The organism is Pseudomonas sp. S1_G07 (assembly GCF_054668565.1).
Map to the genome: position 1 here is coordinate 2,654,313 of NZ_CP162778.1, position 23,014 is coordinate 2,677,326.

A 23,014-nucleotide genomic window follows, 5' to 3' on the forward strand; every position below is an offset into this window, starting at 1 on the left:
GACCGGCGAAAGCTTTGCCAGCGGGTTCGTTCAAGTTCGCCGGAAATGTCCTACAGAACGTGTCGGCAGCGAAAATGCTGGCCGCATCCCACCCTCAAGTCAGGTAGAATGCGCGCCCAGTTTTTGGAGAAGCGTATGACCCTGCTCAAATTCAGCGATGTGTCCCTTGCTTTCGGCGCTATGCCGTTGTTGGACAAGGTGTCCTGGCAGATCGCCCGTGGTGAGCGGGTGTGCATCATCGGCCGCAACGGCACCGGCAAATCCAGCATGATGAAGCTGGTCAAGGGCGACCAGAAGCCCGATGACGGCTCTGTCTGGCGCGCTCCAGGCCTCAAGATCGGCGAATTGCCGCAGGAATTGCCGGTGGCCGACGGACGGACAGTGTTCGACGTGGTCGCCGAAGGCCTGGATGGTGTGGGTGAGTTGCTTGCGCAATACCACCACCTGGCGCAGAACTGCGTCACCGAGGAAGACCTGGACAAGCTGATGCATGTCCAGCAAGACCTTGAAGCCCGTGACGGCTGGCGCCTGCAGCAATTGGTCGACAGTACCTTGAGCCGCCTGCAACTGCCGGCCGACAAGACCCTCGCCGAGTTGTCCGGCGGCTGGCGTCGTCGCGTGCTGCTGGCCCAGGCCCTGGTGTCCGAGCCGGACCTGCTGCTGCTCGACGAACCGACCAACCACCTGGACATCGGCGCCATCGCCTGGCTTGAAGAAGCCCTCAAGGATTTCCAGGGCGCGGTGTTGTTTATCACGCACGACCGGTCCTTCCTGCAGAACCTGGCCACTCGCATCCTTGAGCTGGACCGTGGTGGCCTGATCGACTGGAACGGCGACTACGCCAGCTTCCTGGTGCACAAGGAAGCCGCCCTGGCCGCCGAAGAAACCGCCAACGCGTTGTTCGATAAAAAACTGGCCCAGGAAGAAGTCTGGATCCGCCAGGGCATCAAGGCGCGCCGCACCCGTAACGAAGGCCGCGTGCGTGCGCTGAAGGCCCTGCGTGTCGAGCGCAGCGAGCGTCGCGAGCGCACCGGCAAGGCCAATATCCAGCTGGATACCGCCGACAAGTCGGGCAAGCAGGTGATGGTGCTGGAGAACGTCAGCTTCCATCACCCGGATGGCCCGTTCCTGATCAAGGATTTCTCCATGGTCCTGCAGCGCGGCGACCGTATCGGCCTGCTGGGCGCCAACGGTACCGGCAAGACCACCTTGCTCAAGCTGATGCTCAGCGGCCTGCAACCGACCAGCGGCACCGTGGAAGAGGGCACGCGTATCGACGTGGCCTACTTCGACCAGTTGCGTCACCAGTTGGACCTGGAAAAAACCGTGATCGACAACGTCGCCGAAGGCCGCGACTTTATCGATATCGACGGCCAGAGCCGCCATGTGCTGAGCTACCTGGGCGACTTCCTGTTCAGCCCGCAGCGTGCACGTACACCGGTCAAAGCCCTGTCCGGTGGCGAGCGTGCGCGTTTGCTGCTGGCCAAGCTGTTCAGCAAACCGGCGAACCTGCTGGTGCTCGACGAACCGACCAACGACCTCGACGTTGAAACCCTGGAGCTGCTGGAAGAGGTCCTGTTGACCTTCAACGGTACCGTACTGATGGTCAGCCACGACCGGGCATTCCTCGACAACGTGGTCACCAGCACCCTGGTCTTCGAAGGTGAAGGCAAGGTGCGCGAGTACGTCGGTGGTTATCAGGACTGGTTGCGCCAGGGCGGCTCGCCGCGTCTGCTGGGCGTCACCGAGAGTAAGTCCGGCAAGGCTGACTTGACCTCGGCCGTGGTTACTCCTGTTGTGGCGGAGCCTACTCAGGAAGCTGCGCCGGTGGCCAAGAAGAAACTCAGCTACAAGCTCCAGCGCGAGCTGGAAGCCTTGCCGGGCGACATCGACGCCAAGGAACAGCAGATCGCGGCGGTAGAAGCAGAAATGGCTGACGCGGGTTTCTACCTGCGTCCTGCGGCGGAAACCGCCAAGGTCATCGCCTCCCTGGAGACGCTGAACCAGGAGCTGGAAGTGCTGGTTGAGCGTTGGGCCGAGTTGGATGGCTGATTGATTCCAAGGCATTAAAAAACCCGGTGTTCATCTGATGAACACCGGGTTTTCTATATGAAATGCGATTCAAAATGTGGGAGCGGGCTTGCTCGCGAATGCGGCCTATCGGCTGATGCATCTGGCGACTGGCACACCGCATTCGCGAGCAAGCCCGCTCCCACATTGGGTCTCCATCAACCTTACGGGTTCTTCATCAATCTCACGGCCAGGACGTCGCATGGCGCACCATGCAGCACATCATTGGCGGTAGAACCCAGCAGCAGTGCCAGGCCGTGGCGGCCATGACTGCCGACCACGATCAGGTCGCAGTTCTGTTTCTTGGCCAGCTCGTGGATTTCCTTGCGTGGTTGCCCGTAGCTGACGTGGGAGTTGCCTTCGATCACTGGGTATTTGATGGTCAGGCTCTTGATGCGCTCTTCGGCCTGCTTAACCTGTTGCTCATACAACTGGGAAAAATCCATGGGGGCGTCGCCACCGAAGGCCATGGCCATGGGCTCGACGATATGCACCAGCGACAGTCTGGCGCCGCTGGCCTTGGCAAGCTCACGGGCGCGCTTGATCACTGGATCGCACTCTTCGGTCAAGTCTACGGCGACCAGAATATGTTCGTATGACATGGGGCGTTCCTCCAGGGGGCTGCAATAAATTCAGTATGGCTGCTTTCAAGCGGATGGAGTTGCGTCAGGTCATATCCGCTCATCTAGAAATTCGGGAGTACACATATGACGGTCTGGATAGTGGTGTCAATCCTTGTTGTGGTTCTGAGCCCCCTGGCATGGCTGCGCCCGTCGCGTCATCAGAGCGGACGCATGGCGCTGCGCATGGAGGCGCGTCGCATGGGCCTGGCCATGCAACTGGCGCCCCAGGATTGGCCGCATTGGCTCAAGCAGGAACCGCCAAGCCCGTGTGCGCAGTACTGCCGGCCACGGCGCGGCAGTGTGCCGGCGGCCTGGAGTTACTGGCAGCTGGAACCGGGGGTGTGGGTCAACCAATGGCGCGAAGTGTGTGTCGACGAGAAGTTGTTGCCGCATTTTGCGACGTTGCCAGCCAACGTCTACAAGGTCGAGGCCGATAAGCAAATGATTGCCCTGTATTGGGGCGAGAAGGGCGAGGCGCGTGACCTGCTGGCCATTGATAAATTGCTCAAGGCCCTGGCCTGACCCGCAGGCAATAAAAAGCCCGAAAACATCATCGGGCTGGAGTTGGCCAGGCAGGCCGGTAAATCTGTGGTTCCCCACGCCGGATGTTCATCCGGCGCATTGACTATCCTGTTAAAGGTGCCGCTAGCCTAGCTGGATATCCTTATCTGTACAGCCTTTTCCCACAGCGTTGGTTCTATTGATCGGGTGAATGTTGGAATATTGACGAAGCGCCGGCCTGGGGGCGGGGTTCTGAAATGACTGGAAAGTCGGTTTTTTCCTGGCCTTTCGAGCGATTGACAATTGCCCTGAATTGGATGAAGGTGGCGTACCCGAATCAAACGGGCGTATGAATTGAGCGTTTGTCTGTCAGACCGCTCATACAGAATCCCGACTATCGCATTGGCGGGTGTGCCTGGCGGATTGGCGTGAGCATTGACGCAATTATCAATGCCCAACCAGAGGCCAGCGTCCGATGTGTACTGTTCAGCTTCCATATCGTGGAGATCAGTTGATGATTTACGAAGGTAAAGCCATCACGGTTAAGGCTCTTGAAAGTGGCATCGTCGAATTGAAATTCGACCTCAAGGGTGAGTCCGTCAACAAGTTCAACCGTCTAACCCTGAACGAACTGCGTCAGGCCGTAGACGCCCTCAAAGCAGATGCTTCGGTCAAGGGTGTGATCGTCTCCAGCGGCAAGGACGTGTTTATCGTCGGCGCTGACATCACCGAATTCGTCGACAACTTCAAGCTGCCCGATGCCGAGCTGGTGGCTGGCAACCTCGAAGCCAACAAGATTTTCAGCGATTTCGAAGACCTCAACGTGCCGACCGTTGCTGCAATCAACGGTATTGCGCTGGGCGGCGGCCTGGAAATGTGCCTGGCCGCGGATTTCCGCGTCATGTCGGCCACCGCGAAAATCGGCCTGCCGGAAGTCAAACTGGGCATCTACCCAGGTTTTGGCGGCACCGTGCGCCTGCCGCGCATTATCGGGGCCGATAACGCCATCGAGTGGATTGCCGCCGGCAAGGAAAACAAAGCCGAAGACGCGCTGAAAGTCGGTGCCGTCGACGCCGTGGTTGCCCCGGACAAACTGGCCGAGGCTGCACTGAACCTGATCAAGGGCGCCATCAGTGGCGAATTTGACTACAAGGCCAAGCGTCAGCCGAAGCTGGAAAAACTCAAGCTCAACGCCATCGAGCAAATGATGTCGTTCGAAACCGCCAAAGGTTTCGTGGCAGGCCAGGCCGGCCCGAACTACCCGGCGCCGGTTGAAGCGATCAAGACTATCCAGAAGGCCGCGAACTTCGGTCGCGACAAAGCCCTGGAAGTGGAAGCGGCAGGCTTCGTCAAACTGGCGAAAACCTCGGCCGCCCAAAGCCTGATCGGCCTGTTCCTGAACGATCAGGAGCTGAAGAAAAAGGCCAAGGCCTACGATGAAGTCGCCAAGGACGTGAAACAGGCTGCCGTACTCGGCGCCGGCATCATGGGCGGCGGCATCGCTTATCAGTCGGCGTCCAAAGGCACGCCGATCCTGATGAAAGACATCAACGAACACGGTATCGAGCAGGGCCTGGCGGAAGCCGCCAAGCTGCTGGTGGGGCGCGTGGATAAAGGTCGCATGACCGCAGCGAAAATGGCTGAAGTGCTTAACGGCATTCGTCCTACGCTGTCCTACGGTGATTTTGGCCACGTCGACCTGGTGGTCGAAGCCGTTGTCGAGAACCCGAAGGTCAAGCAGGCTGTATTGGCTGAAGTCGAAGCCCAGGTCAAAGATGACACCATCCTGGCTTCCAACACCTCGACCATTTCCATCTCGCTGCTGGCCAAGGCCCTCAAGCGTCCGGAGAACTTCGTCGGCATGCACTTCTTCAACCCGGTGCACATGATGCCGCTGGTGGAAGTGATCCGTGGCGAGAAGTCCAGCGAACTGGCGATTGCCACCACCGTTGCCTACGCCAAGAAAATGGGCAAGAACCCGATCGTGGTCAACGACTGCCCGGGCTTCCTCGTCAACCGTGTGTTGTTCCCGTACTTCGGCGGTTTCGCCAAGCTGGTCAGCGCCGGTGTGGACTTCGTGCGCATCGACAAAGTCATGGAAAAATTCGGCTGGCCCATGGGCCCGGCGTACCTGATGGACGTGGTCGGCATCGACACCGGCCACCACGGCCGCGACGTCATGGCTGAAGGCTTCCCGGACCGCATGAAAGACGAGCGCCGCTCGGCGATCGATGCGCTCTACGAGGCCAAGCGCCTGGGCCAGAAGAACGGCAAGGGCTTCTACGCCTACGAGGCCGACAAGAAGGGCAAGCAGAAGAAAGTGGCCGACCCGTCGGTGCACGAAGTGCTCGCGCCGGTCATCTACGAACAGCGTGAGGTGTCCGACGAGGACATCATCAACTGGATGATGATCGCCCTGTGCCTGGAGACTGTGCGTTGCCTGGAAGACGGCATCGTCGAGACCGCCGCCGAAGCCGATATGGGCCTGGTGTACGGTATTGGTTTCCCTCCATTCCGTGGCGGTGCGCTGCGTTACATCGACTCGATCGGTGTGGCCGAATTCGTTGCCCTGGCTGATCAATACGCTGATTTGGGCCCGCTGTACCACCCGACCGCGAAGCTGCGTGAAATGGCCAAGAACGGTCAGAGCTTCTTCGGTTAAGCGCCCAAACGACTAGAGCGAGAATATTTATGAGCTTGAATCCAAGAGACGTGGTGATTGTCGACTTCGGTCGCACGCCGATGGGCCGCTCCAAGGGCGGCATGCACCGCAACACCCGTGCCGAAGACATGTCGGCGCACCTGATCAGCAAAGTGCTGGAGCGCAACGTCAAGGTCGACCCCAATGAGGTCGAGGACGTGATCTGGGGTTGCGTCAACCAGACCCTGGAGCAGGGCTGGAACATCGCGCGCATGGCGTCGCTGATGACCCAGATTCCACACACCGCGGCCGGCCAGACCGTCAGCCGCCTGTGCGGTTCGTCCATGAGCGCGCTGCACACGGCCGCCCAGGCGATCATGACCGGTAACGGCGATGTGTTCGTGGTCGGTGGCGTGGAACACATGGGCCACGTGAGCATGATGCACGGCGTCGATCCTAACCCGCACATGTCGCTGTACGCGGCAAAAGCCTCGGGCATGATGGGCCTGACCGCGGAAATGCTCGGCAAGATGCACGGCATCACCCGTGAAGCCCAGGACGCGTTCGGCGTGCGTTCGCACCAACTCGCCCACAAGGCGACCGTGGAAGGCAAGTTCAAGGATGAAATCATCCCGATGAACGGCTATGACGAGAACGGCTTCCTGAAACTGTTCGACTACGACGAGACCATTCGTCCGGATACCACTCTGGAAAGCCTGGCGGCGCTCAAGCCGGCGTTCAATCCAAAGGGCGGCACCGTGACAGCCGGTACGTCATCGCAAATCACCGATGGTGCCTCGTGCATGATCGTGATGTCGGCGCAGCGCGCCCAGGACCTGGGTATCCAGCCGCTGGCGGTGATTCGTTCGATGGCCGTGGCGGGTGTGGACCCGGCGATCATGGGCTATGGTCCTGTCCCGGCCACCCAGAAAGCCTTGAAGCGCGCGGGCCTGACCATTGCCGATATCGACTTCTTCGAGCTCAACGAAGCTTTCGCCGCACAGGCCCTGCCGGTGCTGAAAGATTTGAAAGTACTCGACAAGATGAATGAGAAGGTTAACCTGCACGGCGGCGCAATCGCTCTGGGCCACCCATTCGGTTGCTCCGGCGCGCGTATCTCCGGTACTTTGCTTAATGTAATGAAGCAAAATGGCGGCAACCTCGGGGTAGCCACCATGTGCATTGGTCTCGGCCAAGGCATTTCCACCGTCTTCGAACGCGTTTAAGCGTTGGCTTGACGGAAGCCGGGGCCTAGTGCCCCGGTTTTTGTTTTTTGGCGATTTTATATTTTTTTTTAACAAATTTTGTAAGGGGGCCAGAGCATGAAAGTCGAACCGGGGCTCTACCAGCATTATAAAGGTCCGCAGTACCGCGTTTTCAGTGTGGCGCGCCACTCCGAGACTGAAGAGCAAGTGGTGTTCTACCAAGCACTGTATGGTGATTACGGCTTTTGGGTACGCCCCTTGAGCATGTTCCTGGAGACCGTCGAAGTTGACGGCGAGCAGGTCCCGCGCTTTGCTTTGGTCCAGGCCGAACCCAGTCTTTTTAAAGGGCAATAACGGCAGGTCGCGCAGAATACTGCGCTTGACCTCACCCGGTTGCCACTATATATAGCGTTGCCGCGTCAGGCGCCAACTGCCTTTCACTTCTCGAATTCAGGAATTTTCCGATCCATGGGCAAATCGCTGGTCATTGTGGAATCCCCGGCTAAGGCCAAGACCATCAACAAGTACTTGGGCAACGAGTACGTGGTGAAGTCGAGTATCGGCCATATCCGAGACCTGCCCACCAGCGGTTCGGCTAGCGCCAGCAAGGAGCCTGCCGCCAAGCGCGGCAAGGCGGCTGCGGGCGAAGGTCCGGTGCTCACGCCTAAAGAGAAAGCGCGCAAGCAGCTGGTCTCGCGCATGGGTGTGGACCCGGATCATGGCTGGAAGGCCAAGTACGAAATCCTTCCGGGCAAGGAAAAGGTCATCGAAGAGCTGCGCCGGCTCGCCAAGGATGCCGACACCATCTATCTCGCAACGGACTTGGACCGCGAAGGGGAAGCCATTGCCTGGCACCTGCGGGAAGCCATCGGCGGTGACGACAGCCGCTACAAGCGCGTGGTGTTCAACGAAATCACCAAGAAAGCCATCCAGGAAGCTTTCTCCAAGCCGGGCGAGCTGGATATCGACCGTGTCAACGCCCAGCAGGCCCGTCGTTTCCTCGACCGTGTCGTGGGTTACATGGTCTCGCCGTTGCTGTGGGCGAAGATCGCCCGGGGCCTGTCCGCCGGCCGTGTGCAATCGGTAGCGGTCAAGCTGGTGGTGGAGCGTGAGCGCGAGATCCGTGCGTTCAACCCCGAAGAGTATTGGGAAGTCCACGCCGACCTCGGCACCGCCAAAGGCGCCAATGTACGTTTTGAAGTGGCCCGCGAGAAAGGCGAGGCGTTCAAACCGCTGAACGAAGCCCAGGCCATGGCCGCGCTGGAGAAGCTCAAGGCTTCCAGCTACAGCATCGTCAAGCGCGAAGACAAACCGACCAGCAGCAAGCCGTCGGCACCGTTCATCACCTCCACCCTGCAGCAGGCCGCGAGTAACCGCCTGGGCTTCGGTGTGAAGAAAACCATGATGATGGCCCAGCGTCTGTACGAAGCTGGCTACATCACCTACATGCGTACCGACTCCACCAACCTGTCGCAAGACGCAGTGGCGATGGCGCGCACGTACATTGAAAGCGAATTCGGCAAGAAGTACCTGCCGGAGAAGCCCAACGTCTACAGCAGCAAGGAAGGCGCCCAGGAGGCTCACGAAGCGATCCGTCCTTCCGATGCCAACACCGAGCCAAGCAAGCTGAGCGGCATGGAACGCGACGCTGAGCGCCTTTACGAGCTGATCTGGCGCCAGTTCCTGGCTTGCCAGATGCTGCCGGCGCAATACCTGTCCACCACCGTCAGCGTGGGCGCTGGTGACTTCGAGCTGCGCGCCAAGGGCCGTATCCTCAAGTTCGACGGCTACACCCGTGTGATGCCGCAAATTGCCAAGCCAGGCGACGACGATGTGCTGCCGGACATGGCCCAGGGCGATACGTTGAAGCTGATCAAGCTCGACCCGTCCCAGCATTTCACCAAGCCGCCGGCGCGTTATTCGGAAGCCAGCCTGGTCAAGGAGATGGAAAAGCGCGGTATCGGTCGTCCTTCGACCTACGCGGCGATTATCTCCACCATCCAGGATCGTGGCTACGTAGCGCTGCACAACCGGCGTTTCTATTCGGAAAAGATGGGCGACATCGTCACCGAGCGTCTGTCCGAGAGCTTCTCCAACCTCATGGATTACGGCTTCACCGCCGGCATGGAAGAGAATCTCGATGACGTGGCCCAGGGCGAGCGCGACTGGAAAAACGTGCTGGACGAGTTCTACGGCGACTTCAAGAAAAAACTCGAAGTGGCCGAAAGCCCTGACAGCGGCATGCGTGCCAACCAACCGGTGATGACCGACATCCCGTGCCTGACCTGCGGCCGCCCGATGCAGATTCGTACTGCGTCCACCGGCGTGTTTCTCGGTTGCTCGGGCTACAGCCTGCCGCCGAAAGAGCGCTGCAAGGCCACCGTCAACCTGGTGCCGGGTGACGAAATCGCCGCCGATGACGAGGGTGAGTCCGAATCGCTGGTGCTGCGTGGCAAGCACCGTTGTCCAATCTGCAGCACGGCGATGGACGCCTACCTGCTGGACGAGAAGCACAAGCTGCACATCTGCGGTAACAACCCCGATTGCAACGGCTACGAGATTGAAGAGGGCACCTACCGCATCAAGGGCTACGAAGGTCCGAGCCTGGAATGCGACAAGTGCGGCAGCGAGATGCAACTCAAGACCGGCCGTTTCGGCAAGTTCTTCGGCTGCACCAACCCGACCTGCAAGAACACCCGCAAACTGCTGAAAAGCGGTGACGCGGCGCCGCCGAAGATGGACCCGGTGAAGATGCCGGAGCTCAAGTGCGAGAAGGTCAACGACACCTACATCCTGCGTGACGGTGCCTCGGGCCTGTTCCTGGCAGCCAGCCAGTTCCCGAAAAACCGCGAGACCCGGGCACCGCTGGTGCTGGAGATCGTGCCGCACAAGGACGAGATCGATCCTAAGTACCACTTCCTGTGCGAAGCACCAAAAAAGGACCCGGATGGTCGCCCGGCCGTGATCCGCTACAGCCGCAAGACCAAGGAGCAGTACGTGCAGACCGAAGTGGACGGCAAGCCTACCGGCTGGAAAGCGTTCTACGACGGCGGCAAGTGGAAGGTCGAGGACAAGCGTCAGGGCGCTTGATCTGCAGGAGCGAGGGGGACGCCTGGTTCTTGCTCGCGAAGGTCCTTAACGATAACGCGATAAACCCGAAGCACTGCGTTGTTCTCGGGTTTTTCGCGAGTAAACTCGCTCCTACAAAGCCTGCATCACGTTTATGTCGTTGTGGAGATTGCCCCTATGGCCAACGAACTCTATACCCGTACCAACCAGAAAATTTACTTCGCGGGTTTGTCCCTGGAAGCCCTTGGCCGTGCCGAGGAAGGCAGGGAGATGAATGCTATCGCACTGCTCCAGGCGGGGCGTGAAGCGGCGTTGTTCCATCTGTACGGCGCCTTGCTGGGGCTGTGCCATGAAATCGCCGGGTTTTATCGTTTGCCCCAGGCCGGTTCGCCCCGCGCGGAAATGATCATGAGCCGCGAAGTGCTGGACACCATGGCAATCCCTGAGCTGGCCGAACTGGTGGAAATGGCCCAGAGCCCGGACAGCTGGGTGGCGCGCTTACTTAAGGCTCACGCAGATATGTTCCAGCCTCCGCGCATTCCCCACGTGCCCAAGGGCGATGTGACCCAGCCACTGATCGTGGCGGTTGCGGTGCAGGAGGAAGAGCCGCAGCCGTTGAGCCGTGAAGAGCTGGAAGGCTGGCGCCAGGAGCTGAAGAAGATGGCACTGCGCTTTCGCGAAGGCCTGAACGAGTGCTAAAACCGGCTCGGATTCAGACAGCACCGTTCATCAAGCGGTAAAGAAACCTGTTCAGATCCTCAGCGAGTCCGGGTGGATGACTGATATAATCCGCGCCTTTCGTGGAGAACAGACTTTTATGCCGACGTCCTTTCTGGAAATTGTTGAGTTGCCTGACGGCCGAATCGAGCTGCGCCGGGCTGAGGACGAAGGTTCTCTGGTTATTCTGGATTTTTCCGAAGATGCCAAGGTGTTCCTGCAGGGCCAACACGTGGAAGTGGCAAAAGCCATGTTGAGCGTGGGTGTGCAGATGGCAGGCCGCCTGGCGGAAGGCGAGCCGGAAAAAGAAGACGGGCCGCGGGTGCTTCACTGAGTGTAGGCGGCGGGCTCACTGCAACAGCAAGCCTGGTCATCACTTATCCCAATCGAATGTTCAAGCTTTGTGCATCACCCGTGCGTGCGGCACTGATTAACTGCTGCTTGGCTGTTGCATTCAGCGGGTTCAACCAACTGACCACCGTATGACTACGGCCCAGGCGCAACGCTTCACAGGTCAGTTGCTGGGCACTTTGCGCGCCACGCGGTTGCAGCAGCAGGATGCGCTCGCGGTTGAGGCCGGCGTCCCGTAGCCAGGCCTGGGTCAGGCTGGCGGGTGGGGCGATCAACGTCAGCCAGCGGGCGTCCTGCTCTTCGCTCAACTCACGCAGGATCGGTGCCAGCAGGCTCAGGCAGCTCCCTGCTGCACCGCGCAACGACAGTTCACTGAACGCCTCAGGCTCGGCGCTCCAAGGCGCCTCGACCGTTTCCTTGAGAAGGGGCGCAAGGGGTTGGGCCATAAAGGCCTCGAACAACGACAGTTGGGTGTGTGGCGGGGTGTGCACGAGCTGCATGATGCCTCCTTTAGCGGCGAATAACGCCGACACTCAAGCCTTCGATCACCAGGTCCTGATCTTTCAGGTTCACTTCAATCGGTGCGAACTCAGGGTTCTCGGCCAGCAGCCAGACCTTGCTGCCTTCGCGCTTGAAGCGTTTGACGGTGACTTCATCGCCGATACGGGCGACGACAATCTGGCCATTGCGGGCTTCGCGGGTGGTGTGCACGGCCAGCAGGTCGCCATCGAAGATGCCCACGTCCTTCATGCTCATACCGTGGACCCGCAACAGGTAGTCGGCGCGAGGGTGGAAGAACGTCGGGTTGATGTTGCAGGATTCCTCGACGTGCTGCTGCGCCAGGATCGGCGCACCGGCGGCGACGCGGCCGATGATCGGCAGGGTCGATTCGTCGGCCTTGGCTTCGAAGCCAGGAATGCGAATGCCCCGCGAAGCACCGGGGGTCATTTCGATCGCACCTTTGCGAGCGAGGGCCTTGAGGTGTTCTTCGGCGGCGTTGGGAGATTTGAACCCCAGTTCCAGCGCAATTTCCGCTCGTGTCGGCGGGTAGCCGTTGTCATCGAGGCAGCGCTTGATAAAAGCCAGAATCTCAGCTTGGCGTGGCGTCAGTTTTAGCATGTTGATCGCTCTGTCTTTTTATACAGTGACTGGGATTATATACAGTGGACTGCGCTTGGCAATCATCCTTTTCCATGACTCCGCTGGACGGTCATTCGTCAACCGTCCTACAGGGAAGAGATAGCGCTGCCTACAGAGTTGAAAGGATGTGATTAAATAGCACCCGCACCGATGACTGCCCGGCCGGAAAGCGAACCCTCAGGCTTGACAAGACACACCCTGAAACGTATGTTTCAAACAAGTGTTTGTCAGGCGGAGTAGCCATGGCCCAGTCGGAAACCGTTGAACGCATCCTCGATGCTGCCGAGCAATTGTTCGCGGAAAAAGGATTTGCCGAAACTTCATTGCGGCTGATCACCAGCAAGGCCGGGGTGAACCTCGCGGCGGTGAATTACCATTTCGGCTCGAAAAAAGCCCTGATCCAGGCAGTGTTCTCGCGCTTCCTGGGGCCGTTCTGCGCCAGCCTCGACCGTGAGCTCGAGCGCCGTCAGGCCAAGGCCGACCATAAGCCGACCCTGGAAGAACTGCTGGAAATTCTCGTTGAGCAAGCCCTGGTGGTGCAGCCACGCAGCGGCAATGACCTGTCGATCTTCATGCGCCTGCTGGGCCTGGCGTTCAGCCAGAGCCAGGGGCACCTGCGCCGCTATCTGGAAGACATGTACGGCAAGGTCTTCCGCCGCTATATGCTGCTGGTCAACGAAGCCGCTCCGCGTATCCCGCCTATCGAGCTGTTCTGGCGCGTGCACTTCATGCTGGGTGCGGCGGCGTTCAGCATGTCCGGCATCAAGGCCTTGCGCGCGATTGCCGAGACCGATTTCGGCGTCAACACCTCCATTGAACAAGTGATGCGCCTGATGGTGCCGTTCCTCGCCGCCGGCATGCGTGCCGAAACCGGTGTGACCGACCCGACCATGGCGGCTGCCCAGTTGCGTCCGCGCAGCAAAACCGCGCCAGCCCTCGCCAAGGTTTGACCGCTGGGTGTGCGCGGCCGCTTGCATCCGCTAAGCTAGCCGCCATGCCGATTTCAGCTATTTACTCGCAACCCGTTGTGCTTGCCGTGCGTATCGCACGCCGTGAGCCCGACGGGTTGTGTGCGTTATTTAAGGAAGGTTTATGACTGCTGCCCTGCAAGGTTCTTTGATGGTCGATGTGGCTGGTACCTGGCTGACGGCCGAGGATCGTCACCTGCTGCGCCAACCTGAAGTGGGCGGCCTGATCATTTTTGCGCGCAATATCGAGCATCCGCGCCAGGTGCGCGAGTTGAGCGCGGCGATTCGTGCGGTGCGCCCGGACCTGCTGTTGGCCGTTGATCAGGAGGGCGGTCGCGTACAGCGCCTGCGCCAGGGCTTTGTACGCCTGCCGGAGATGCGCGCGCTGGCGGATAACCCCAACGCTGAATACCTGGCCGAGCAGTGCGGCTGGATCATGGCCACCGAAGTGCTGGCCGTTGGCTTGGACCTGAGCTTCGCCCCGGTGCTGGACCTGGATTACCAGCGCAGTGCCGTGGTCGGCACCCGGTCCTTCGAAGGCGACCCTGAGCGCGCTGCCGTGCTCGCCGGAGCATTTATCCGTGGCATGAACAGCGCCGGCATGGCCGCCACCGGCAAGCACTTTCCCGGTCACGGGTGGGCTGAGGCCGATTCCCACGTCGCCATTCCCAATGACGAACGCAGCCTGGAACAGATTCGCGCCAATGACCTGGTGCCTTTCGCACGCCTGAGCAAGCAACTGGCGGCGGTGATGCCGGCGCACGTCATTTATCCGCATGTCGATAACCAGCCCGCCGGCTTCTCGCGCCGCTGGTTGCAGGACATCCTGCGCGGCGAGCTGCAATTTGACGGGGTGATTTTCAGTGACGATCTGTCGATGGCCGGTGCCCATGTGGTCGGCGACGCGGCCAGTCGGATTGAAGCGGCGCTGACCGCCGGTTGCGACATGGGGCTGGTGTGCAACGATCGCGCGGCGGCCGAGTTGGCGCTGAGTGCGGCGCAGCGCATGAAGGTCACACCGTCTGCTCGTATTGCGCGGATGCGCGGGCAAGCGATTGCTTCGACGGAGTACAAACAGGATCCGCGTTGGTTGGCAGCGCTTGCCGCGTTGCGGGAGGCTCAGTTGATCGACTGAAGACTGAGTCGCGCCCATCGGGGGCAAGCCCCCGATAGCTCTCCGACAGTCAGCGCTTCTCTTGCTTATTGGGCAACGGCGCAAACAACGCCTCGATCTCCTCATTGCCCAATTGCCAATCCCCAGTGGTGCGCCCATCCAGCACACCCGCTGCCAGGTCGGATTTTTCCTTTTGCAGGTGCTGGATTTTTTCCTCCACCGTGCCCCGCGCAATCATCTTGTAAACGAATACCGGCTTCTCTTGCCCGATGCGATACGCACGGTCGGTGGCCTGGTTTTCCGTGGCCGGGTTCCACCACGGGTCGTAGTGAATCACGGTGTCGGCTTCGGTCAGGTTCAGCCCCACGCCACCCGCTTTCAGGCTGATCAGAAAAATCTGCAGCGTGCCGCTTTGAAAATCCCTCACCGGCGTACGTCGGTCGCGGGTCTGGCCGGTCAGTAGCGCGTAGGCAATTCCGCGTTTTTTCAGCTCGGCTTCGATCAGGCTCAACATCGACGTGAACTGGGAAAACAACAGAATGCGTCGACCTTCGGCAAACAGCTCATCGAGCATTTCCAACAGGCTATCGAGCTTGCCCGAGCTGCTGCCCCGAGTGGGCGGGGGGCATCATTGACCAGGCGCAAATCGCAGCACACCTGGCGCAGCTTGAGCAGCGCCTCAAGAATGATGATCTGGCTGCGGGCCACGCCTTTGCGCGTGATCTCGTCGCGGACCTTTTTATCCATGGCCAGGCGCATGGTTTCGTACACGTCGCGCTGGGCCTCGTTGAGGTCGACCCAGTGGATAATCTCGGTCTTGGGCGGCAGTTCGGTGGCCACCTGTTCCTTGGTGCGGCGCAACAGGAAGGGTTTGATCCGACCGTTGAGGTGCTGCAGTCGCACATCACTGGCGCGTTTTTCGATGGGCACGCGGTAATCACGGTTGAAGCTTTTTACGTCGCCCAGCCAGCCCGGCAACAGGAAGTGGAACAGCGACCACAGCTCACCCAGATGGTTTTCCAGGGGGGTACCGCTCAGGCACAGGCGCTGCCGCGCATTCAGTTCGCGCGCCGCCTGGGCGGCCTTGCTGGACGGGTTCTTGATGTACTGGGCCTCATCGAGGATCAGTACATGCAAGGGCTGGGCGGCGAGGCGCTCGATGTCTTTGGGCAGCAGGGCGTAGGTGGTGAGCAACAGGTCATAGTCCTGCAAGTGCTCGAAGTGTTTCTTGCGCGTGGCACCGTACAGCGCCAGTACGTTGAGTTGCGGGGCGAAGTGGGCCGCTTCGTCGAGCCAGTTGGGGATCAGGCTGGTGGGCATCACCACCATGCACGGACGGTCCAGGCGCCCGGCGATCTTTTCGCTGAGGATATGCGCCAAGGTTTGCAGGGTTTTACCCAGGCCCATGTCATCGGCAAGAATGCCACCGACTTCGAGCTGGCGCAGCGACTGCATCCAGCTCAAGCCTTCCAGTTGATAGGGGCGCAAGGTCGCGTTCAAGCCTTCTGGCGCCGCGCAGGTGAAGTCCTTGATGTCCCGCAGGCGCTGGGCGAACGTGCGGATCCTCTCGCCGCCTTCCCATTGCAGGGGCAGGTCTTGCAGCGGGTTGAGGCGAATCGCATCGGCCTTGGCCAGGCGCAGCGTGGTGGTGCCGGGCTCCTGCAGGTAAAACTCGCCGAGGGTGGCCAGCACCGGTTTCAGGCGACCGTAGGGCAGTGCCACTTGCAATGGGCCATGGCCGCCGTTGGGCAGGCCGGGAATGTTCACCAGGATCAGTTCATCGTTGCGGCGCCGCGCGAGTTTCTCCGGGTTGAGGAGCTCGGTGTGGGAGCGCATCAGGTTCAACAGGATCGGCAACAGGCTCAGCCGCTCACCGTTGACGATGATCCCCAGCTCCAGGTCAAACCAATCGCGTTCCGGGGCTTCATCGACGGTGGCGTACCAATCGTCGATCGCGCTCAGGTCGAAGCCGAAGTCGTCGTCGATCTGCAATTCCCAGCCTTCGGCCCGCAGCGTCGGTGAAGCGTTGAGGGTGAAGTTCAGCCAGGCACTGTCATTGACCATTTCGAACAATTCGCCAGCGCTTTCCGGCAGGGCCTTGCTCTGGCGCGTGGCGATCTTGAACCCCAGCAGGCGCAGCTGTTCACGGTACGGTTGCTCCCGCTCGGGATGTCGCTTGATGCGCAGGCTCTGGGTTTCCTGGCGCACAATGATGTCGGCGTTTTTCTGCCCGCTGACATAATTACCCAGGTAGTTGAACGACAGTGCCGCCCGGTGCTGGATATAGCGTTGCATCTTGCCATTACGCGGTTCAAACGCACTGAACTCGACACTGGCCAGCCACAGGCGTGGCACTGGCAACACATCCTCCATCACTACCTGGGGCAGCGCCACGCGGTTTTCCAGCACGGCCTGGAGTTTTTCCAGCAGTTCGGCATCCTGTACGGCGGCCGGGTAGGCCAGGGTTTCCTGGACCTTGAGCAGTACCGCCGCGATGTGTTTGCAGTTGGTGTGCACCGGACAGGTACAGCGACTGTCCACCAGGATCAGCATGCCCTTGGCCGATTCACGCAGCGAGATGGTCTGTCGGTAAACGTTGCCGCCTGAGCCTTCGCAACTGGCAAGAATGGTGCTGTCGCCTGATTCGACGATGCGCACGCGGTTCTCCAAGGCATAACGTCGCCCGCGCTCCAGGCTTTGCTCTTTGAAGCGATTGGCCCACGAAGGGGCCAGGGGTTTAGTCAACGACGACGTCAGGGGCATGGCGCTGGATCAGTCCTGGAGGTCGGGCGGTGGTGCGCTGGGTGGTTTGGCGGTCAGCGAGGTGATCTTGATCAGCAGCGCCAGGTGGCCGCCGTCCAGGTAATTGAGCTGGTTATTCTTGGTGCGCACGTCTTTCTGGGCCAGGTGTTCGCTGGCGACCACGCTGCCGTTGCTGTCGAACGTGTTGATCCAGAAGTCCGCATCGATATCCGTGAAGCGGCCCAGTTGCAGGCTCAGCACGCCTTCGATGGGGTACTGGCCGAACTGCTCCTGGCCATCGGTGATGGCAATCTTTACCGGCTGCTCGCCCAGGTTCTGCTCCCAGGCCTTGTGTGCCAGCACGGTAAAGCTGTTATCGGCGCTGAGCTTGTCGACGATGTTGTTCAGGCGCGGCGGGCTCATGTTGTCGCCCAGGCGCACGGCACCGGCGTCCCAGTCTTCCGGCGCGGGGCGGCTATTGAGTGCCGGCTCCGCGTTTTGGCGCACCAGGATCATTTCCACCTGATACAGGCTGTCGGCAAACGCCGAAGGCGCGAATACGACCAACAACAGGCTCAGCATGCGAAACACGCGCATCGGGGCGTCCTTCAAACAGATTTCGGAATGAGGCGCTCGAACAGCGCCTCCAGGGTGTTGAAGCGTTCTTCGGCGCGCTCCATCGGCACCATGAACTTGAACAGCGTAGCCCCTTCGAACTTGTAGCGGTTGGGTTGGCCCTGGATCAGCTTGATCAGCACCAACGGGTCCACCGGCGTCTGCGCTTCAAACTCGATGCGCCCGCCCTGCGGTCCGGCGTCGACCTTCTTGATCCCCAGTTGCTCGGCCTGCAATTTGAGCAGGGTCAGGCGCACCAGGTTCTTGGTGGGTTCCGGCAGCAGGCCGAAGCGGTCGATCATTTCCACCTGCAGGTCCTTGAGGCCTTCTTCGTCGGTGGCCGAGGCGATGCGCTTGTACAGGATCAGCCGCGCGTGCACATCCGGCAGGTAGTCTTCGGGAATCAACGCCGGCAGGCGCAGGTTGATTTCCGGGCCGCCGCCCAGGGGTTGATCAAGGTTCGGTTGCTCGCCCTTGCGGATGGCTTTGACCGCGCGTTCGAGCATTTCCATGTACAGGGTGAAGCCTACGGCCTGGATCTGCCCGCTCTGGCCGTCGCCCAGCAGTTCGCCGGCGCCGCGGATTTCCAGGTCGTTGGTGGCCAGCACAAAACCGGCGCCCAGGTCCTGGGTGTTGGCAATGGCTTCCAGGCGCTTCTCGGCATCGCCGGTGATCTGCTGGCGTGGCGGCGTCAGCAGGTACGCATACGCTTGGTGGTGACTGCGCCCGACGCGACCGCGCAGTTGGTGCAGTTGGGCCAGGCCGAATTTGTCCGCGCGCTCGATGATAATGGTGTTGGCGCTCGGCACATCGATGCCGGTTTCGATGATCGTCGAGGCGATCAGCACGTTGAAGCGCTTGTGGTAGAAGTCGCTCATCACCTGTTCGAGGTCGCGCTCGCGCATCTGCCCGTGGCCGATGGCAATACGCGCTTCCGGCACCAGTTCGGCGAGGTCGGCGGCGCATTTTTCGATGGTTTTCACGTCGTTGTGCAGGTAGTACACCTGCCCGCCGCGCAGCAGTTCGCGCAGCAGCGCTTCCTTGACCGTGCTTTTGTTCTGCTCCATCACGAAGGTGCGCACCGACAAGCGCCGCGCCGGCGGCGTGGCGATGATCGACAGGTCGCGCATGCCCGACACCGCCATGTTCAGCGTGCGCGGAATCGGTGTGGCGGTGAGGGTGAGAATGTCGACTTCGCTGCGCAGGGCCTTGAGCTGTTCCTTTTGGCGCACGCCAAAGCGGTGTTCTTCGTCGATGATCACCAGGCCCAGGTTCTTGATCTTCACGTCGTCCGACAGCAGCTTGTGGGTGCCGATCACAATGTCGATCTTGCCTTCGGCCAGCTCGGCGACGGCGGCGTTGACTTCCTTGGCGGACTTGAAGCGGCTCATGACTTCGACGGTCACCGGCCAGTCGGCAAAACGGTCGCGGAAGCTGTTGTAGTGCTGCTGGGCGAGCAGGGTGGTGGGCACCAGGATCGCCACTTGCTTGCCGCCATGTACCGCGATGAACGCTGCGCGCATGGCCACTTCGGTCTTGCCGAAACCCACGTCGCCGCACACCAGGCGGTCCATCGGCTTGGGCGCGAGCATGTCGGCGCGCACGGCTTCGATGGTGGTTTGCTGGTCCGGGGTTTCTTCGAAGGCGAAGCCGGCGCTGAAGGTGGCGTAATCGGCTTTCGGGTCGGCGAACGCGTAACCTTCGCGGGCGGCGCGGCGGGCATAGATGTCGAGCAGCTCGGCGGCGACATCGCGCACCTGTTCGGCGGCCTTGCGCTTGGCTTTCTGCCAGGTCTCGGAACCCAGGCGGTGCAACGGCGCCAGGGCGTCGTCGCTGCCGGTGTAGCGCGCGATCAGGTGCAGGTTGGCTACCGGCACATAGAGCTTGGCGCCCTCGGCGTATTCCATGGTGAGGAATTCGGCGGCCTGGTTGTCGATTTCCAGGGTCTGCAGGCCCAGGTAGCGGCCCACGCCGTGGTCGATATGCACCACCGGCGCACCTTCGCGCAGCTCGGTAAGGTTCTTGATCACCGCATCGTTGTTGGCGTCGGCGCGTTTTTCACGGCGACGGCGCTGCATCACGCGCTGCCCGAACAGAGGGCTTTCGGCGATCAGGGCCAGGGCCGGATCATCCAGCAGCAAGCCTTCATCCAGCGGCGCAATGGTGATCGCCAGGCGCTCTTTGCTGGCGACGAAGTCCGGCCAACTGTCGACGGTTTTCGGGCGCAGCTTCAGGCGTTCGAGCAGTTCCAACAGCACTTCGCGGCGCCCGGCGGATTCGGCGGTGAACAGCACACGGCCGGGGAAGTCGCCGAGGAAGTTGGACAGCGCTTCCAGCGGCTGCGTGGCTTTGGCCTGGATCGCCAGATCCGGCAGCGTCCCCGCAGGGAAGCGCTCGCGGCCGCTGCCGGCATCCACATCCTGCTGGCTGGCGACCACGCGCGGCCAGTTTTTCAGGCGCGCGAAGCAGTCTTCAACCGGCAGGAACAGCTCGGCGGGCGGTAATAAAGGACGGGACGGGTCGACGCGGCGTTCTTCGTAGCGATTACGCACGTCGTTCCAGAAATTTTCCGCCGCCTGCTCGATGCCAGGCAGTGAGAACACCTGAGTGTCCTGGGGCAGGTAATCGAACAGGGTGGAGGTTTCGTCGAAGAACAGTGGCAGGTAGTACTCGATACCGGCCGGGGTAATCCCGCTGCTCAGGTCCTGGAAGATCGGGCAGCGGCGGAAGTCCACGTCGAAGCGTTCCCGGAAACGCGCCTTGAAGCGCGTGACCGCATCTTTCTGCAGCGGGAATTCCCGCGCCGGCAGCAGCTTGACCGAGTCGACTTTATCAATGGAGCGCTGGTTTTCCGGGTCGAAAGTGCGCAGGGTCTCGATTTCGTCATCGAACAGGTCGATGCGATACGGCAGCTTGCTGCCCATCGGGAACAGGTCGATCAGTGCACCGCGCACCGCGAATTCACCGTGCTCGTACACTGTGTCGACGCAGCGGTAGCCGCTGGCTTCCAGGCGGGTGCGCATCTGTTCCACGTCGAGTTTCTGGCCGATATCCAGCACCAGGCTGCTGCCCAGCAGGAACTTGGTCGGCGCCAGGCGGTGCAAGGCCGTGGTAATCGGCACCACCAGTACGCCGTGGGCCAGTTCCGGCAGGCGGTACAGGCTGGCGATGCGCTGGGAAATGATGTCCTGGTGCGGCGAGAACAGGTCGTAGGGCAGGGTTTCCCAGTCGGGAAAATGCAGCACCGGCAAATCGGGGGCGAAGAAGCTCAGCTCCTGCTCCAGCCGTTCGGCGCTTTGGCTGTCGGCGGTGAGCAGCAGGGTAAAGCGCTTGGCTGCGCTGGCAGCCTCGGCAATGGCCAGGCTCAGGGCGGCACCGGGCAGGTTGCCCCAGTGCTGTTTACCTGCCGCGGCAGGGAGTAGCGGTAGACGCAGAACGGGCACGGAAGGTTGAGCTCCAAGCGTTGCGACAAAGTCGGTAATTGTAACGGGGCAAGGTGCCGCCTGTCAGTTGCTGACTGTGCCTAATACGGTTTGTAGGAAATGTAGTGGCTAAGACAAACAAAGCAGCCTTTTGACTCATTATGTAGTGCCGTTTTGCACGGATGTTTCGGAGGGTTACGGACAAGTTGGCAGCACGGCGCCATTGGTGGCCTTCTGAAACCCGCGTGTTTCCTGGCCTGTAGCGGGGTGGTATTTTTTTGCAAGGGCTTTTTGTTGTGATTGGCGCATTGCTCAACGGGCGGTCGGACGACATAATGTAGCCCCTTTTTTCAGCCCCTACATGTGGAAGGTTCCCGTGACTCAGAAGCCCGACCAGTGTCTTGGTGAATGGATCGACCGTGAAGCACTCGCAGAAGCGATGATCCCGCTTATCGGTCAGCTGTACCGCAATAACAATGTGGTGAGCTCGATCTATGGCCGCAGCCTGATCAACCAGTCAGTCATCGCGATTCTCAAGGCGCATCGCTTTGCTCGCCATCGCTCCGCCGACGACAGCGAACTCTCCGTCCACGAAACATTCCCACTGCTCAAGGCCATGAGCGAGCTCAAGCTCGGCGCGGCGTCGGTAGACCTGGGCAAGCTGGCCTACAAATTCCGCAAGGAAGGCAACGGCCGCACCGCCGAGCAGTTCGTGCGTGAAGAAATGGCCGACGTGGTTGGCCAGCAGAGCGCCGCTGCCCGCAAAGGCACCGACGTGGTGCTGTACGGCTTCGGTCGTATCGGCCGCCTGCTGGCGCGCATCCTGATCGAGAAAACCGGTGGCGGCGACGGCCTGCGCCTGCGTGCCATCGTGGTGCGCAAAGGCGCCGACAACGATCTGACCAAGCGCGCGAGCCTCTTGCGCCGCGACTCGGTGCATGGTTCGTTCAACGGCACCATCACCATCGATGAAGAAAACAACACCATCACCGCCAACGGTAACCTGATCCAGGTGATCTACGCGAACAACCCGACTGAGGTGGATTACACCCAGTACGGCATCAAGGACGCCCTGCTGGTGGATAACACCGGCGTATGGCGTGATGCCGAAGGCCTGGGCCAGCACCTGACCTGCCCGGGTATCGACCGCGTTGTGCTGACCGCGCCTGGCAAGGGCAAGCTGAAGAACATCGTGCACGGCATCAACCACGGCGAAATCACCGCTGACGACAAGATCGTGTCCGCCGCCTCCTGCACCACCAACGCCATCGTGCCGGTGCTCAAGGCAGTGAACGACAAGTTCGGCATCGTTAACGGCCACGTTGAAACCGTTCACTCGTACACCAACGACCAGAACCTGATCGACAACTTCCACAAGGGCGATCGCCGTGGCCGTAGCGCCGCGTTGAACATGGTGATCACCGAGACCGGTGCCGCCACCGCGGCTGCCAAGGCTCTGCCTGAACTGGCCGGCAAGCTGACCGGTAACGCGATCCGCGTGCCGACGCCTAACGTATCGATGGCCATTCTCAACCTGAACCTCGAGAAAGCGGCCACCCGTGAAGAGATGAACGAGTACCTGCGCTACATGGCGCTGCACTCCGATCTGCATAAGCAAATCGACTTCGTCAATTCCCAGGAAGTGGTGTCCACCGACTTCGTTGGCTCGCGCCACGCCGGCGTGGTGGATGCGGAAGCAACCATCAGCCAGGACAACCGCGTTGTGCTGTACGTGTGGTACGACAACGAGTTCGGCTACAGCTGCCAGGTGGTTCGCGTGATGGAAGACATGGCTGGGGTCAACCCGCCGGCGTTCCCGCGCTAAGCCTGAGTGCT

The 23,014-nt window shown here is 60.7% G+C and carries 16 protein-coding genes and 1 pseudogene; 11 read left to right on the forward strand and 6 right to left on the reverse strand.

Translation table 11 applies throughout. The annotated features are described in order from the left end of the window. Window positions 1-135: 135 nt before the first annotated feature. Entirely contained in the window at window positions 136-2,052 is a 1,917-nt protein-coding gene (locus tag AB4O05_RS12200) for an ATP-binding cassette domain-containing protein (protein WP_460137319.1), read from the forward strand. A 182-nt stretch (window positions 2,053-2,234) separates the two neighbouring features. Here the strand turns inward: AB4O05_RS12200 and AB4O05_RS12205 are convergent, their stop codons facing one another. Then, window positions 2,235-2,672, reverse strand: a complete 438-nt coding sequence (locus AB4O05_RS12205) for a universal stress protein (protein ID WP_460137317.1) — start codon at window positions 2,670-2,672, stop codon at window positions 2,235-2,237. A 105-nt stretch (window positions 2,673-2,777) separates the two neighbouring features. Here AB4O05_RS12205 and AB4O05_RS12210 point away from each other — a divergent pair, with 105 nt between their 5' ends. The 7 genes from AB4O05_RS12210 to AB4O05_RS12240 all read left to right on the forward strand — a co-directional run bounded on the left by AB4O05_RS12210 (window position 2,778) and on the right by AB4O05_RS12240 (window position 11,160). Next, on the forward strand, window positions 2,778-3,215 hold the full coding sequence (locus tag AB4O05_RS12210) for a hypothetical protein (protein WP_460137316.1): 438 nt from the start codon (window positions 2,778-2,780) through the stop codon (window positions 3,213-3,215). A gap of 493 nt (window positions 3,216-3,708) precedes the next feature. Further along, window positions 3,709-5,856, forward strand: coding sequence for a fatty acid oxidation complex subunit alpha FadB (gene fadB / locus AB4O05_RS12215; protein ID WP_460137314.1), 2,148 nt, complete (start codon window positions 3,709-3,711; stop codon window positions 5,854-5,856). A gap of 29 nt (window positions 5,857-5,885) precedes the next feature. Beyond that, complete coding sequence (gene fadA, locus AB4O05_RS12220; protein ID WP_460137312.1) at window positions 5,886-7,061, forward strand: acetyl-CoA C-acyltransferase FadA; 1,176 nt, start codon at window positions 5,886-5,888, stop codon at window positions 7,059-7,061. A 96-nt stretch (window positions 7,062-7,157) separates the two neighbouring features. After that, window positions 7,158-7,394: a DUF1653 domain-containing protein gene (locus AB4O05_RS12225; protein WP_460137310.1), complete on the forward strand. Its 237-nt coding sequence runs from the start codon at window positions 7,158-7,160 to the stop codon at window positions 7,392-7,394. Window positions 7,395-7,508: 114 nt separating this feature from the next. Further along, on the forward strand, window positions 7,509-10,130 hold the full coding sequence (gene topA / locus AB4O05_RS12230; RefSeq protein ID WP_460137308.1) for a type I DNA topoisomerase: 2,622 nt from the start codon (window positions 7,509-7,511) through the stop codon (window positions 10,128-10,130). A gap of 156 nt (window positions 10,131-10,286) precedes the next feature. Then, entirely contained in the window at window positions 10,287-10,808 is a 522-nt protein-coding gene (locus tag AB4O05_RS12235; RefSeq protein WP_460137306.1) for a DUF6586 family protein, read from the forward strand. Between the two features lie 118 nt (window positions 10,809-10,926). Beyond that, window positions 10,927-11,160, forward strand: a complete 234-nt coding sequence (locus tag AB4O05_RS12240; protein ID WP_010212068.1) for a hypothetical protein — start codon at window positions 10,927-10,929, stop codon at window positions 11,158-11,160. Window positions 11,161-11,203: 43 nt separating this feature from the next. Here the strand turns inward: AB4O05_RS12240 and sulA are convergent, their stop codons facing one another. Further along, complete coding sequence (gene sulA / locus AB4O05_RS12245) at window positions 11,204-11,677, reverse strand: SOS-induced cell division inhibitor SulA (RefSeq protein ID WP_460137304.1); 474 nt, start codon at window positions 11,675-11,677, stop codon at window positions 11,204-11,206. A 10-nt stretch (window positions 11,678-11,687) separates the two neighbouring features. Continuing rightward, window positions 11,688-12,296, reverse strand: a complete 609-nt coding sequence (lexA, locus tag AB4O05_RS12250) for a transcriptional repressor LexA (protein ID WP_003172575.1) — start codon at window positions 12,294-12,296, stop codon at window positions 11,688-11,690. A 263-nt stretch (window positions 12,297-12,559) separates the two neighbouring features. Here lexA and AB4O05_RS12255 point away from each other — a divergent pair, with 263 nt between their 5' ends. Both AB4O05_RS12255 and nagZ read left to right on the forward strand, forming a co-directional pair. Continuing rightward, window positions 12,560-13,267, forward strand: coding sequence for a TetR/AcrR family transcriptional regulator (locus AB4O05_RS12255; RefSeq protein ID WP_460137302.1), 708 nt, complete (start codon window positions 12,560-12,562; stop codon window positions 13,265-13,267). A gap of 142 nt (window positions 13,268-13,409) precedes the next feature. After that, a complete protein-coding gene (gene nagZ, locus AB4O05_RS12260; protein WP_460137300.1) occupies window positions 13,410-14,420 on the forward strand; it encodes a beta-N-acetylhexosaminidase in 1,011 nt (336 codons plus the stop codon). Between the two features lie 49 nt (window positions 14,421-14,469). Here the strand turns inward: nagZ and AB4O05_RS12265 are convergent. From AB4O05_RS12265 to mfd, 3 genes and pseudogenes are all read right to left on the reverse strand, one after another. Continuing rightward, window positions 14,470-17,162, reverse strand: a pseudogene (locus tag AB4O05_RS12265) (DEAD/DEAH box helicase). Window positions 17,163-17,171: 9 nt separating this feature from the next. After that, window positions 17,172-17,738: a CsiV family protein gene (locus tag AB4O05_RS12270; RefSeq protein ID WP_460137296.1), complete on the reverse strand. Its 567-nt coding sequence runs from the start codon at window positions 17,736-17,738 to the stop codon at window positions 17,172-17,174. A gap of 11 nt (window positions 17,739-17,749) precedes the next feature. Continuing rightward, window positions 17,750-21,199, reverse strand: coding sequence for a transcription-repair coupling factor (mfd, locus tag AB4O05_RS12275; RefSeq protein ID WP_460137295.1), 3,450 nt, complete (start codon window positions 21,197-21,199; stop codon window positions 17,750-17,752). 340 nt (window positions 21,200-21,539) lie between these two features. On the opposite strand from mfd, the gene AB4O05_RS12280 reads away from it, so the two are divergent. Continuing rightward, window positions 21,540-23,003 (forward strand): glyceraldehyde-3-phosphate dehydrogenase, encoded by a 1,464-nt coding sequence (locus tag AB4O05_RS12280; protein ID WP_460137293.1) that lies wholly within the window; start codon window positions 21,540-21,542, stop codon window positions 23,001-23,003. Window positions 23,004-23,014: the final 11 nt, after the last annotated feature.

Coding starts and splice junctions, on each gene's coding strand:
- AB4O05_RS12270 (WP_460137296.1), bottom strand. CDS start 17,738: ATGCGCGTGTTTCGCATGCTGAGCCTGTTGTTGGTCGTATTCGCGCCT.
- topA (WP_460137308.1), top strand. CDS start 7,509: ATGGGCAAATCGCTGGTCATTGTGGAATCCCCGGCTAAGGCCAAGACC.
- AB4O05_RS12210 (WP_460137316.1), top strand. CDS start 2,778: ATGACGGTCTGGATAGTGGTGTCAATCCTTGTTGTGGTTCTGAGCCCC.
- AB4O05_RS12205 (WP_460137317.1), bottom strand. CDS start 2,672: ATGTCATACGAACATATTCTGGTCGCCGTAGACTTGACCGAAGAGTGC.
- nagZ (WP_460137300.1), top strand. CDS start 13,410: ATGACTGCTGCCCTGCAAGGTTCTTTGATGGTCGATGTGGCTGGTACC.
- AB4O05_RS12240 (WP_010212068.1), top strand. CDS start 10,927: ATGCCGACGTCCTTTCTGGAAATTGTTGAGTTGCCTGACGGCCGAATC.
- fadA (WP_460137312.1), top strand. CDS start 5,886: ATGAGCTTGAATCCAAGAGACGTGGTGATTGTCGACTTCGGTCGCACG.
- lexA (WP_003172575.1), bottom strand. CDS start 12,296: ATGCTAAAACTGACGCCACGCCAAGCTGAGATTCTGGCTTTTATCAAG.
- AB4O05_RS12255 (WP_460137302.1), top strand. CDS start 12,560: ATGGCCCAGTCGGAAACCGTTGAACGCATCCTCGATGCTGCCGAGCAA.
- AB4O05_RS12225 (WP_460137310.1), top strand. CDS start 7,158: ATGAAAGTCGAACCGGGGCTCTACCAGCATTATAAAGGTCCGCAGTAC.
- AB4O05_RS12235 (WP_460137306.1), top strand. CDS start 10,287: ATGGCCAACGAACTCTATACCCGTACCAACCAGAAAATTTACTTCGCG.
- AB4O05_RS12200 (WP_460137319.1), top strand. CDS start 136: ATGACCCTGCTCAAATTCAGCGATGTGTCCCTTGCTTTCGGCGCTATG.
- AB4O05_RS12280 (WP_460137293.1), top strand. CDS start 21,540: ATGTGGAAGGTTCCCGTGACTCAGAAGCCCGACCAGTGTCTTGGTGAA.
- fadB (WP_460137314.1), top strand. CDS start 3,709: ATGATTTACGAAGGTAAAGCCATCACGGTTAAGGCTCTTGAAAGTGGC.
- sulA (WP_460137304.1), bottom strand. CDS start 11,677: ATGCAGCTCGTGCACACCCCGCCACACACCCAACTGTCGTTGTTCGAG.